This is a genomic window from Nocardia rhizosphaerae (assembly GCF_042650365.1).
GTDB lineage: Bacteria > Actinomycetota > Actinomycetes > Mycobacteriales > Mycobacteriaceae > Nocardia > Nocardia rhizosphaerae.
In genome coordinates this window covers 874,925-887,130 of sequence record NZ_JBHSBA010000015.1, presented here as the reverse complement: position 1 = coordinate 887,130, position 12,206 = coordinate 874,925, and the positions used below count along the sequence as shown (strand labels likewise).

The window sequence follows — 12,206 nt, the reverse complement described above, 5'->3', positions numbered from 1 at the left end:
GAGGGAGGCATGGCCGGTGACGAATCCACAGCACGGTGGGGACAACCCGCCGATCCTGTTCCTGCACGGAGTCTTCGGGAGCCCGGGCCTGATGCGGCCGTGGCTGGAGTACTTCGACCAGGCCGGTTTCGCGGGGGTGGCGCCCGCACTGCCCGGCCGCGATCCGAGCGACCGCGAGGTGCTGCGCCGGACCGGTATCGACGAGTGTCTCGAGGTCGCGCTCGCCGCCTACGACGCCCTCGGCACGGAGGCGATCGTCATCGGGCACAGCATGGGCGGGCTGATCGCGCAGAAGGTGGCGGCCGCTCGGCAGTGCCGGGCACTGGTCCTGCTCGCCTCCATCCCGCCCGGCGTGCTGTGGCCGCAACTGCGGCCGCTCCCGCATCTGCTGCCGATCCTGCCCGCGGTGCTGGCCGGGCGCCCGTTCCTGCCGGGTGAGCGCACCATGCGTGAGGTCCCGCTGAGCACGCTCACCCGCGCCGAGCAGGACCTGATCGTGCCACGGCTGGTCCCGGACTCCGGGCGGATCTTTCGCGCCATGTCCCTCGGTGCCCCGTCGGTCCGGGTCGATGCCGGCGCCGTGCGCTGCCCGGTGCTGTGTGTCAGCGCGGGCGCCGACCGCAATGTCGCGCCGTGGATCTCGGCCCGCCTCGCCGCTCGCTATCGGGCCGAGCATCAGATCCACCCGGGGCTGCCGCATTGGATCATCGCCGAATCCGCGCTACCGCAGGTCGCCCCGCCGGTGCTGCGGTGGCTGCGCGACACGCTGGAGCTGCCAGGGTCATCGGATGCCGGAGGCTGAACGGTATCGACCGGACGGGCGCGCGGCGGTGATGATCGATCTTGCTGCCGGGCTACGCACCCGGATCGTGGTCGCGATCGTCGTCTCCGGCGGGATCGGACTACTCGGCATCTGGTGCGCGCTGACCGGGCGGGTGGCCGGCGGCGCGCGGATCGCGACGATCGTGGCGCTGGTGGTGAGCGTGCTGCTGCTCACCCTCGCGCTGGGGTCGGCGGCGCTCTGGCGCGTGCTCACCCGTCCGCGGGCACTGGTCGTCGACGGTACCGGCGTTCGCTGGCTCGATCCGCGCGGCGGCCCGTGGGCGGTTCACTGGTCGGAGCTCGCGGCGATCTCGGTGTCGCGCACGGTGAATCGAAGTCCGCGCCGGGTGGTGCCCTCGGCCATGGTCCGGCTCGATCTGTTCCCCGCCGATCCGGGATTCCGGCAGCGGCATCCCGAGCTGGAACGGCTGTGGGAGTTCCACCGTGTTCGGAGGGGCTACCGGATCCCGCTCGGGGAGATCCCGGATTCGTGGCGGGTGGTCGAGCGACTCGACGAGGGACTGCGCCGGTACGGCGGTCCGCGCTATCGGGGCGTGTGCGATGAGGGATTCACGGTCGGTCTGTTCTGAACCGGCGCTACCGGGTTCCGGCCCGGTTCCGGGTGTGCGCGGTGACGGACTCGAACAGTGAATCCGGATCCGAGGTCAACCCCTGGCCGCCCGCGGTGAGGATCTGTTCCCGGAACGACAGGTCGTTCATGGAGGTGTAGAGGAAGTAGGGAGTCTCGATGTTCTTGGCCCGCACCTCGGTGAGCAGCTGTAGCCCGGCGCGGTCGTCGCCGGGCCTGCGCAGGTCGGAGATGATCGCTACGAAGTCCATCGTGTCGAGGTGTTCGAGGGCCGCCTCCGTCGACATGGCCAGCACGAAGTTGTAGCCCACCGCGGTGAAGGCGTGCCGCTCGAAGATGTTGTCGGCCGGTTCGTCGTCGACCCAGAGAATGCGACCCGCCGGTGCCGTGCCGGTGCCGACCGCACGAATGACGATGCGGGCCAGCCGTTCCAGATCCACCCCTGGATCACATTCCGCGGCGGTGGCGCCGTGTTTCGCGGCCGCCAGTGACGCGGCCGAGGTGACGACATCGACGTAATTGTCCTCGTCCCGGAAGTCGCCGGGGGCGAACAGCTTTCCGCTGTGCTTGCTCACCAGCCACACGAACGCGCCGAGCACCAGGATGGGGAACGACGCCAGGAACCAGATCAGCGGCAGCCGTTCCTGCTGGGTGAGATTGCCCGAGAAGGTGGTGACGAGGGCCGCGAGGCCGTAGACCAGCGTGATGAACAGGGCGATGATGCCGAGCGGATTCCCGCTCAATCCTTTTGCCGCACGCCCGAACTCCCTGACGGGAATACCCATGTCCTGCTCCCCACCCTTGTCGCTGTTTGGCCACCCCACCACGGGAGCGACCCGTCGTCGTCAGCGTACCGGTGCGGTCCGAACCCGTTGTCTCAGGGTCGATTCCGAGATCAGCCCACGGGTCGGTGGGAAGCTCGGCGCTCGCGCGACCACAGCACCACCGGAATCAGCACCAGCGCCAGCAATCCGCCGGTCATGGCCAGGCCCGCATAGCTGGTTCCGGCCATCACCATGCCGGATACGGCGCCACCACCCGCGCCGCCGAGGGCGACGAGGACATCGACGCTGCCCTGGGTGCGGGCACGGGTGGCCGGGTCGGTCCCGTCGACCACCAGCGCGGTGCCCGCGATGACACCGAAGTTCCAGCCGAGGCCGAGCAGGGCCAGCGCGAGGATGAGCAGCGGCAGCGAATCGGCCGGGACCAGTGCGCCGGTGAGTCCGGCCAGCAGCAGGGTGACACCCGCCGCGACCGCCATCGGCACCCGGCCCACCCGGTCGACCAGTCTGCCGGTGATCAGTGACGGCAGATACATCGCGCCCACATGGATGCCGATCACCAGCCCGACCGCACCGAGGCCGTGGCCGTGGCCGCGCATGTGCACCGGCGTCATGGTCATCACCGCGACCATCGCGATCTGCGTGAGCACCATGACTGTCGCGCCCGCGGTCACCCCGCGTGCGGCGCGACGCGAGACCGTTCCCGCGTCGGTGGCCTGCGGTGCCGGGAGCAGTGCGCGCGCGACCAGCAGCGGGTCCGGGCGCAGCAACACGAACAGCACCAGGCCCGCCGCCAGGAACGCGGCCGCGGCCAGCAGGAACGGGCCTGCCAGCGCCGGGATGCCCCAGCGCTCGGCGAGCGCGCCGAGCGGTTCGACCAGGTTCGGGCCTGCCACCGCGCCGAGGGTGGTCGAGACCATGGCGATACTGACCGCGGTGCCGCGTTCGTCCGGCAGCGCCAGATCGGTGCCCGCGTAACGGGCCTGCAGGTTGGTCGCGGTGCCCGCCCCGTAGACGAACAGCGAAACGAACAGCAGCACAACGCTGCCCGTCACCGCGGCCACGACCACACCGAGCGCGCCGACACCACCGAGCACGAATCCGCCGCCGAGGCCGACGCGCCTGCCGAACCGCTGGCTGACCCGGCCCACGAGATACGCCGCCAGCGCCGATCCGAGGGTGAACAGGGCCGTCGGCAATCCGGCGAGGCTGTCGTCGCCGAGCATCTGCTGGGCCAGCAGCGCACCGACGGTGATGCCCGCCGCCAGGCCCGCGCCGCCGAGGACCTGGCTGGCCACCACCACGGCCAGCGTCCGCTGGTGCAGTCGGCGGCGAGTGGCATCGGTCCCGGCGCGGCCGGGGGACAGGTCAGGCGCTCGCATCGAGGTCGACCACCTTGTTCGCGCGCCATTCGATCACACCGTCGTCCATGGCCACGGCCTGGAACCCGTTGTCGCGCAACAGTCGTGCGGCATCGCGGGCGTCGCGGCACAGCTCGCCACGGCAGTACACGACCACCGGTGACCCGGCGGGCAACTCGGCGCGCCGCGCGAGCAGTTCGGCCATCGGAATCGAGATCGCGCCGGGGAAGTGCCCGGCGTCGAACTCCGCGCGCGGCCGCACGTCGAGCACCGTCATCGCCGCGGTGACGGCGGCCGCGGCGATGGTCGGTTCCCGGTCCGGCGCGTCGGGCTCGAGAAAGGCAGTGACGGTGTCGCGTAACGCGGGGGAGTGCCGCAGGCCGACCCTGGTGGCGACGGCGTAGAGCTCGGCCACATCGTCGCCTGCCAGCCGGTAGAAGATCGTGGTCCGGTCCCGCCGGGTACTGACCAGCCCGACCCGTTTGAGGGTCTGCAGATGCGCCGACACGGTGGACAGCGAGAGCCCCTTGGCCGTGGCGATCGCCTCGACACTGCGCTCGCCCTGCGCCAGTAGCTCGATCAATTCGAGCCTGGTCGGATTGCCGAGCGCTTTGAGCACCGTGGCGAGTGCCTCCGAGACGGCGTCACGCGCGGTATTCGTCAACAACATGGAATAAGAGAATAGCGGAGACGTACGGTCCGCGAGTCCCGGAAGGACGCGCCCGGCCCCCGACGGGCCCCAGGGCCACCCCGACTTCCGCCCACTCGAATGCGCGCCGGGCAGCTTCGTCCTGGACAAACGAGCACCCCGGCCGTGCTCACCGGTGGCCCGCGAGCAGCAGCGGAACCTCGGTGGTGTGCAGGATCGCGCGGCTGACCGAGCCGAAGCCGTGGTGGCGGTGGCCGCGCCGGTGGCGGCCGAGCACGATCAGCTGGGCACCCGCGGCCTCCTGGAGCAGCAGGCGGGCCGGATCGCCCTCGACGGCGATCCGGGTGATCGGCACGTCCGGATACTTGTCGCCGTAGCCGATCAGGCTCCGCGCCAGCAGCCGATGGCCGTGCTCGCTCATCCGCGCCGGGTCCAGGCCCTTCGCCGGTTCGACCCACGCGTGCAGCACCAGCAGCCCGACCCCGCGCACCGCGGCCTCCTCGATCGCGGTCGCGAGGGCGCGGTCGCCGTCGGGGGAGCCGTCGAGACCGACAAGGACAGGCAATCGTTCGGTATCGGACCGGCACGGATGCGGAACCACCGCCAGCGGGCCGGACAGCTGCCGGGCGAGCGCGCTGCTGACCGAGCCGAGCACGGTGCGTTCGAAGGCGTCGAGACCGCGGGTACCGACGACGACGAGCTGGGCATGCCTGGCCCTGCGCCGCAGTGCCGCCACCGGACTCGGGCTCACCAGCTCGGTCTTCACGGCGAGCGGAGCGGGCGCGACCGTCGCCGCGGCCATTTCCGCCGCCTCGGCCACCGCCTCCGCGCCCGCGACGTGGAGCCGGTGATCGTGCAGTGCGAGCACCCCGGCCCGGCCGAGATCCCAGCCCGCGCTCATCGCGTGCACCACCTGCAACGGCGCGTGCCGCAGCACGGCGGCCCGCGCCGCCCAGCGGACCGCGTTGAGCGCGTACTCGGAGCCGTCGACCCCGACCACGACCGGACGGGTGCGCGCAGCAATCATCGGGACGCCTTCCTGACCCGCGGCGGACTGGTGGCGCCGCGATCGGGGACCGCGTCGGTTTCGCTCCGGTGGGTACGCTCGCGCCCGCGCCCGCGCCGGCGGCGCTGGACGCGGGCGGCACGCCGGCCGTCGCCGATATCCACCTGAGCGACATTCCGCCACTGCACGATGAACAGCACCTGTTCCGGGAACGTCGGCTGCGCAGCGTCACCGCGAACATCAGGGCGCAGGCGCGGGAGTTCCTCGCGCTGGCCGGACTGCATCGGCTGGTCGTGTCGACCCATCGGTATTCCCTCGATCACGCCGATCGCGCGTTGCGCGATCTGTCGCTGGGCAGGTTCGACGGTGCGGCGGTACTGATGCCGTGACCGCACCGTCGATCGGGCGCGGTCAGCGGGTGCTCGGGCGGGCGATGATCAGCGGTCGGTCGGTGCCGTGCAACACGGTCTGGGCCACCGAGCCGAGGGTCATTCCGCTGAATCCGCCGCGGCCGTGACTGCCGACGACGACCAGCTGGGCGCCCTCGGACACCGCGAGCAGCGCTTTCGCGGGCCGCTCCTCGACAACGACCCGCTCCACCCGTACCTCAGGGTACTTCTCGGCGTATCCGGCCAGGCTCTCCGACAGCACGACCTCGCCCTCGGCCTGCATCGTCGAGCGCGCCTCGTACCGGAAGAACTCCGTCCAGGCGTGGACGGCGATCAGCCGGACACCGCGCCGGGCCGCCTCCTCGAAGGCGATCCCGACCGCGTCGACGCTGCACGGTGACCCGTCGACGCCGACCACGACCGCACCGTCGGCCGGTGGGGCTGTTTCCGGGATGATCGCCACCGGACATTCGGCGTGCCGGGCGATCGAGGTGCTGACCGAGCCGAGCAGGGTGCGGCGCAGCGCGCCGAGCCCGCGGCTGCCGACGACGACCAGCCGGGCGGACCGGCTGTGCTGACGCAGCACCGCGGCGGGGGAACCGACGACCACCTCGGTGGACACGGTGAGGTCACCGATCGCGGCGATCTCCTCGGCGGCCGCCGCGACCAGCGCCGCGCCGTGCTCGCGAGGCCGTTCCAGATCGTAGAGGGCGCCGACCAGGCCTGGCCCGTACTCCACGGGGACCTCCACCGCGTAGACGAGCCGTACCGGGACCCGGTGGGCGGCGGCATAGTGGCCTGCCCAGCGCAGCGCGTGCCGTGACTGTTCGGATTCGTCGACGCCGACGACGACCGGATGCTTCGGATTCGCAGGAGTGCTCATGGTGTGTGCCTTTCTGTTCCCTGTCACAGTGCACCGCGGCGGCGGGGCGGCGGCAGGGCCGCACGGCCCGTGCGTAGGGGGCCGTTGGTCGTCGCCGGTGGTGCCCGGCGCCGGGACTTCGCGTTGCCAACGGCCCTGGGTGCGCGGCGGCCGGACCGAGCAGGGTGAGAGGGCGAGTATTCCTACGTCCGAGGCAGGTTCCCCGATGAGCGACATCCAGGCGAGCGATGGCACGATCAGCACCGCACCGGCACCGGTGAGCCTGCAGCTGGCGCGGTATCTGCACACCCAGCGCGAGACGATCATGGACGGCCAGATCGCCGCGGCCGGGCACGACGATCCCGACGCCGTCACCACGATGGTGATCGCGGCGCGGCGAGCCCGCAGCGCGCTCAGCGCGCACCGGCCGACCGCCCACCGCGAACCCGAGGTGCACCGGCTGATCGAAGAGCTGCGGTGGTTCGGCATCATCGTCGGCGCCGCGCACGATCTGGGGGTCCAGTCGGCGCGGCTGCACGCCGCGGTCGACGCGCTGCGGCCCCGTTATGTGCGCGGGCCGGTCCGCGCCAGGATGAGCACCTACTTCACGGCCCGCACCCGCCCGGCCTGGACGGCGGCGCGCGATCTGCTCGCCTCGCCCCGGTTCCCCGCCATGATCGAGGACATGATCAGCGAGGAACGGCTGCTGCGCGCAGGCCTGGTCCCCGGTATCGACGACCCCGACAACGCGGCGGTGATCGGCGCGCTGCTCGACCGGGTGCGAGTCCGGATGCGTGCGGTCGAATCAGCACGGGACGAGGACCATGCCGACGCCGCGACGCACGAACTGCGCAAGGCATTACGGCGGCTGCGCTACTACCTGGAATCGGTCCGCGACCTGGATCCGGCCCGCAGCGATCAGGCCGCCGACGGCCTGGTCGCGGTGCAGGACCTGCTCGGCGACAACCAGGACGCGGCGGTGGCCAAGCATCACCTGATCCAGCTCACCAGGGAGGCCGAGAACGCGGGGGAGTCGACCTTCACGTACGGGCTGCTGATGCAGCGCGAGATCGACCGCACCACCGCGTGCGCCGCGGCCCTGCCCGCCGCGTACTGGCGCTCGCTGCGGACCGTCCGGGTGATGGCCGACGTGCACAACACCGTCTGAGCGATCAGGCCAGCGGCGCCGACCAGCGCAGCACGGTGCCGCCCCGCGTGCGCGGTTCGACCGTGCAGGTGCCGCCTACCTCGGCCGCTCTGGCGGCGAGATTGGCCAGTCCGCTGCGCCGGCTCACCTCGGGATCGATGCCGGCGCCGTCGTCGGCGATCTCGACAACCACCTCGTCCTTGACGACCAGCTCCACCGAGGCGGTGGTCGCCTTCGCATGGCGCACGATATTGCTCAGCGCCTCCCGCAGCACCGCTTCGACGTGCTCGGACAACGGCGGCTCGAGGACCGTCACCGGGCCCGCGAGCCGGACGGTGGTGCGCAGGCCGCTGTCGGCGGTCATCTCGGCGATGATGGCGTGCAGGCGTTTGCGATACGTCGAGGAGTCGGTCGCGGTGTTGGATTGCAGATCGAAGATCGAGTGCCGGATGTCCTGGATGATCGCCTGCACATCGTCGATGGTCTCGTCCAGCCTGGCGCGCACCTCCGGGGTCCTGGTCCGCTGCATCGTGCTCTGCAGCGACAAGCCGACCGCGAACAGGCGCTGGATGACATGGTCGTGCAGACCGCGGGCGATCCGGTCCCGATCGGAAAAGACGTCGAGTTCGCGCATCCGGCGCTGCGAATCGGCGAAGCTCAGCGCGACCGCCGCCTGATCGGCGAAGGTGGCCATCAGGGACTGCTCGGTGTCACCGAGCTGCCGGACACCGGCCGCGAACACGGTGGTGAGCACTCCGGTGACCATTCCGTTCACGCGCAGCGGCAGGGTGAGCACCGGCCCGAACTCCGCGACCGAGTCGAAAATCGGATTGTGCGCGGGGGAGTCCGCGGCGACGGCTTCGCCCGACCGGAACGCTTCGGCCGAATGCGAATCGGTCAGCGGCATGAACCGGCCGACCAGCACGTCGGCGTCGACGCCTGCCGCCGCGACCACGACCAGCTCGGTCACGTCCTCACGCGGTACCTCCGGGTCCTCCGGTAGCGCCAGGAATGTGCACGCCGCGCCGGTGAGCGAGCGTCCCCGCTCGGCGATCAGCGCCAGGACGTCCTCGGCCGAACTGCCCGCCAGCAGTTCGGTGGACACATCACGGATGGCTTCGAGCCACTGCTGACGCACTCTCGACTGCTCGTAGAGGCGGGCGTTCTCGATCGCGATCCCCGCGGCGGCGGCCAGCGCCTGCACGACCACCTCGTCGTCCTCGGTGAACTCCAGCCCACCGGCCTTCTCGGTGAGGTACAGATTGCCGAACACCTCGCCGCGCACCTGCACCGGCACCCCGAGGAAGGTCCGCATCGGCGGGTGGTTGGCCGGGAACCCGACCGAGGACGGATGGTCGGAAAGATTGGACAGCCGAATCGGTTTCGGTTCGGCGATGAGCAGGCCGAGCACACCGTGCCCGCGGGGCAGATCACCGATCAGCACCCGTGTGCGGTCGTCGATGCCCTCGTAGACGAATTCGGCGAGCTGGTTGCTGGTCTTGTCGGTCTCGCGCACGCCGAGGGCCCCGTAGCGCGAGTCGACGAGTTCGATGGCGGTGTGCACGATGGTGCGCAGGGTGTTGTCCAGATCCAGCCCCGCCGTGACGACGAGCATGGCCTCCATCAACCGATCCATCCGGTCGCGCACATCGACGATCTGCGCGATCCGGTCCTGTACCTCGGCCAGCAGTTCGCGCAGCCGCAGCTGGGACAGGGTCTCGGTCACCGGCGGCCGACCGCCACCCATCGACACGTCGTCCATGAACCGTATTCTTCCACGGGCGGGACAGGCGCGAGGGCCGTCACTTGTGCGGCGATCGGTCCAGATCGGCGGCCATCACGGCGGCCTGGGTGCGGCGTTCGACCCCGAGCTTGGTCAGCAGCCGGGACACATAGTTCTTGACGGTCTTCTCGGCCAGGAACATCCGCGCCGCGATCTGGCGGTTGGTCAGTCCCTCGCCGAGCAACGACAGCAGTGTGCGCTCCTGCTTGGTCAGGGTCGCCAGCGGCCCGGTGTCCTCGGCGGTTTCCGCGCGCAGCTTGGCCATCAGCGCCGCGGCGGCCCGGTTGTCCAGCTGGGACTTGCCGTTGCCGACGTCGCGCACGGCGTTGATGAGCTCCAGACTCCTGATGTCCTTGACGACATAGCCGCTCGCCCCGGCGAGGATCGCGTCGAGCATGGCCTGCTCGTCGGTGAACGAGGTGAGGATCAGGCAGCGCACCCCGAGATCGGCCGAGAGCAGTTCGCGGCACAGTTCGACGCCGTTGCCGTCGGGCAGACGCACATCGAGCACAACGACGTCGGGGCGCAGCGCGGGAATGCGGGCCATGGCTTGGGCCACCGAGCCCGCCTCCCCGATCACATCGAGGTCGGGCTCGAGCGCGATGAGATCACCCACCCCGCGGCGCACGATCTCATGGTCGTCGACCAGGAACACGGTGGTCATCGAAGGCTTCCTCTCGCGCGGGATCTGATCACCATTGTCAGCCGAACCCGGCGCGCAGGGAACCGTTGCGAGAACCGAGCCGGTCACCGGGCCGCCGGATGGGCGGCGGCGGCCAGTTCGGCGCCCCAGGCACTCGCCCGGTCCAGTTCGCCCGCGGTCACCGGTCCGGTCATGCCGTCCACGTGGAAGTCGGCGGGCGCGCCGGCGAGCCGATACCCCAGACGCCGCAACCGCTTGGCGATGCCCTTCGCGGCCGAGCCGGGGAGCCAGCGCGGTTCGGTCATCTTCGTGCCGAAGGCGGCGGCGGCTCGTGGTGGTGACACCGGGAACGCCGCGTCGAGCCAATCCCTGACCCCGAGTTCGGCCGGGACCGGGCCGGGGACCCGGCTCGCGGCGTCTTTGCGGGTGGCCGGGCGGCTGAGCCCGAAGGCGTGCGTCGGCCCACCGACGACCAGCAGGTCGACCTCGGGGGCAGGCCTGCCCGCCGCCTCGGTCACCGGGGACAACTCCACCTCGTAGCGGGTCCGCAGGCCCGCGGCGACGGCGCGGGCCACCGCCTCGGTGTTGCCGAACATGGATTCGTAGACGACGAGTGCGCGCATGGTGGTCTCGATTCAGTGTCGAACGGGGGTGCGGGACGGCAGTGGCGGTGCGCCGAGCGCGGCGACGATCACAGCGAGGATCACGCAGACCGGCTGTAGCCAGCTGAACTCGCGCAGGACAACGAGCTGAACCAGGATCCAGCCGATCAGTGCGACGGCGGCGGTGAGCGTGGTCCGCGCGGTGGCCGGGTCGTCGTCGGCCGCGGTGAGCGCGACGACCGTCATCGGCAGGCCGACCACCACGGCGAGCAGGAATCCCGCCAGGATCGGGCTCTGCCACGGCAGCCTGCTCTCGGCCGCAGGGCCGAGGGTGACTACGCCGGCGATCAGGCCGAGTGCACCGGCGAACGCCCACGTCGCCAGCATGCCGGAGAGCAGGCACAGCGCGGCTCGTCGCGGGGAGAGCCGGTGCAGGGAGGACATCATGTCCACAGGGTCGCCCGGCGCCGCCACGGCCGGGCAGGGCCGAAGGTCCCGGATGGAGGGGACCCCGGTCCCCGTCCGGCTCGGCAGGGGCAACCGGGGCCGGTCGGCCCTCGGCGCCGTGACCTTCGCCCCTGCGCCGGGCGGCCCTGGTCCGGCGAGACTCGAGCGAGAACCCCGGCGAGCGCCGGGAATCGCGTCGAGGAAAGGAACGACGATGACCGAGCACGAGCCCCGAGCCACCGAACACCACCCGCGGCCGGTGCTGGCCGCGGTCGACGGATCCGCCGTCTCCTACCAGGCCGCCGCGTGGGCGGCCGCGGAGGCGGCCCTGCGTCACCTGCCACTGCACATCCTCACCTCGGGAGCCCTGCAGACCGGCTTCGGCCCCGGCATGTCCCTTGGTGAAGCGGATCTGGAATGGCTGCGCGCCGACGCCGAGCGGGTCGTCGGCGAAGCCGAGCGCGTGGCCCGTGCCGCCGTACCGGACGAAGATCTGGTGGTCACGACCGAGGTCGCGTTCGAGCAGGCGGCGCCGCTGCTGATCACCCGCTCGACCGGCGCGGAGATGCTGGTGGTCGGCAGCCGCGGCCTCGGCGCCTTCCAGCGCGGGCTGCTCGGCTCGGTCAGCCGTGCCGTGGCCCAGCACGCGCACTGCCCCGTCGCGGTGATCCACGGCAACGCCGCGCTCGATCCGGTCTCGGCCACGCTGCCCGTCCTCGTCGGCGTCGACGGCACCGGCAACAGCGCGCCCGCGGTGGAGCTGGCCTTCGACGAGGCGTCCCGCCGCAAGGTCGAACTGGTCGCCCTGCACGCGTTCAGCGACGCCAGCGCCGATCTGCCCGCGTTCGCGTGGGAAGTCGGCAACCAGACCGCCGAAACCGAACTCGCCGAAGCCATCGCCGGATTCGCCGAACGCTACCCGGACGTGCCGGTGCGGCGGATCATCGTGGCCGACCGTCCGGTGCGCTCGATCGTCGACGCAGCGGCCTCGGCGCAGCTGGTCGTTGTCGGCAGTCACGGCCGCGGCGGATTCACCGGCATGCTGCTCGGTTCCACGAGCAACGCGCTGCTGCATGCGGTGGAGATCCCGACGATCGTGGTCAGGTCCAGGCACTGATCGGTAC

The 12,206-nt window shown here is 71.3% G+C and carries 14 protein-coding genes; 5 read left to right on the top strand and 9 right to left on the bottom strand.

Going from position 1 to position 12,206, the window contains the following annotated elements; translation table 11 throughout:
* Window positions 1–16: 16 nt before the first annotated feature.
* Window positions 17–802 carry an alpha/beta hydrolase gene (locus tag ACFOW8_RS26325; RefSeq protein WP_378554215.1) on the top strand — a complete coding sequence of 262 codons (786 nt, stop codon included), beginning with the start codon at window positions 17–19 and terminating at the stop codon, window positions 800–802.
* Window positions 789–1,412 (top strand): hypothetical protein, encoded by a 624-nt coding sequence (locus ACFOW8_RS26320; RefSeq protein WP_378554213.1) that lies wholly within the window; start codon window positions 789–791, stop codon window positions 1,410–1,412. Before ACFOW8_RS26325 ends, ACFOW8_RS26320 begins: the two co-directional genes overlap by 14 nt.
* A gap of 7 nt (window positions 1,413–1,419) precedes the next feature.
* Here ACFOW8_RS26320 and ACFOW8_RS26315 read toward each other — a convergent pair whose 3' ends face one another.
* The 4 genes from ACFOW8_RS26315 to ACFOW8_RS26300 all read right to left on the bottom strand — a co-directional run bounded on the left by ACFOW8_RS26315 (window position 1,420) and on the right by ACFOW8_RS26300 (window position 5,230).
* A complete protein-coding gene (locus tag ACFOW8_RS26315; RefSeq protein ID WP_378554212.1) occupies window positions 1,420–2,196 on the bottom strand; it encodes a response regulator in 777 nt (258 codons plus the stop codon).
* Window positions 2,197–2,306: 110 nt separating this feature from the next.
* Window positions 2,307–3,575 (bottom strand): MFS transporter, encoded by a 1,269-nt coding sequence (locus tag ACFOW8_RS26310; protein WP_378554211.1) that lies wholly within the window; start codon window positions 3,573–3,575, stop codon window positions 2,307–2,309.
* The gene (locus tag ACFOW8_RS26305) at window positions 3,562–4,224 is read right to left on the bottom strand and encodes an ArsR/SmtB family transcription factor (protein WP_378554209.1); all 663 of its coding nucleotides are present in this window, start codon (window positions 4,222–4,224) and stop codon (window positions 3,562–3,564) included. Before ACFOW8_RS26305 ends, ACFOW8_RS26310 begins: the two co-directional genes overlap by 14 nt.
* 148 nt (window positions 4,225–4,372) lie before the next feature.
* Window positions 4,373–5,230 (bottom strand): universal stress protein, encoded by an 858-nt coding sequence (locus ACFOW8_RS26300; RefSeq protein WP_378554208.1) that lies wholly within the window; start codon window positions 5,228–5,230, stop codon window positions 4,373–4,375.
* 68 nt (window positions 5,231–5,298) lie between these two features.
* Here ACFOW8_RS26300 and ACFOW8_RS26295 point away from each other — a divergent pair, with 68 nt between their 5' ends.
* Entirely contained in the window at window positions 5,299–5,598 is a 300-nt protein-coding gene (locus ACFOW8_RS26295; protein WP_378554207.1) for a hypothetical protein, read from the top strand.
* Window positions 5,599–5,620: 22 nt separating this feature from the next.
* Here the strand turns inward: ACFOW8_RS26295 and ACFOW8_RS26290 are convergent, their stop codons facing one another.
* Window positions 5,621–6,481: a universal stress protein gene (locus ACFOW8_RS26290; RefSeq protein ID WP_378554206.1), complete on the bottom strand. Its 861-nt coding sequence runs from the start codon at window positions 6,479–6,481 to the stop codon at window positions 5,621–5,623.
* Between the two features lie 205 nt (window positions 6,482–6,686).
* Here ACFOW8_RS26290 and ACFOW8_RS26285 point away from each other — a divergent pair, with 205 nt between their 5' ends.
* Window positions 6,687–7,628, top strand: a complete 942-nt coding sequence (locus tag ACFOW8_RS26285; RefSeq protein ID WP_378554205.1) for a CHAD domain-containing protein — start codon at window positions 6,687–6,689, stop codon at window positions 7,626–7,628.
* A gap of 4 nt (window positions 7,629–7,632) precedes the next feature.
* On the opposite strand, the gene ACFOW8_RS26280 is transcribed toward ACFOW8_RS26285, so the two are convergent.
* The 4 genes from ACFOW8_RS26280 to ACFOW8_RS26265 form a co-directional block, all read right to left on the bottom strand.
* Complete coding sequence (locus ACFOW8_RS26280) at window positions 7,633–9,369, bottom strand: GAF domain-containing sensor histidine kinase (RefSeq protein ID WP_378554203.1); 1,737 nt, start codon at window positions 9,367–9,369, stop codon at window positions 7,633–7,635.
* 40 nt (window positions 9,370–9,409) lie between these two features.
* The gene (locus ACFOW8_RS26275) at window positions 9,410–10,054 is read right to left on the bottom strand and encodes a response regulator (RefSeq protein WP_378554202.1); all 645 of its coding nucleotides are present in this window, start codon (window positions 10,052–10,054) and stop codon (window positions 9,410–9,412) included.
* Between the two features lie 83 nt (window positions 10,055–10,137).
* Window positions 10,138–10,656: a flavodoxin family protein gene (locus ACFOW8_RS26270; RefSeq protein ID WP_378554201.1), complete on the bottom strand. Its 519-nt coding sequence runs from the start codon at window positions 10,654–10,656 to the stop codon at window positions 10,138–10,140.
* A gap of 12 nt (window positions 10,657–10,668) precedes the next feature.
* Entirely contained in the window at window positions 10,669–11,082 is a 414-nt protein-coding gene (locus ACFOW8_RS26265; protein WP_378554200.1) for a hypothetical protein, read from the bottom strand.
* A 214-nt stretch (window positions 11,083–11,296) separates the two neighbouring features.
* Between ACFOW8_RS26265 and ACFOW8_RS26260 the strand changes: the two genes are divergently transcribed.
* Complete coding sequence (locus tag ACFOW8_RS26260) at window positions 11,297–12,199, top strand: universal stress protein (RefSeq protein WP_378554199.1); 903 nt, start codon at window positions 11,297–11,299, stop codon at window positions 12,197–12,199.
* Window positions 12,200–12,206: the final 7 nt, after the last annotated feature.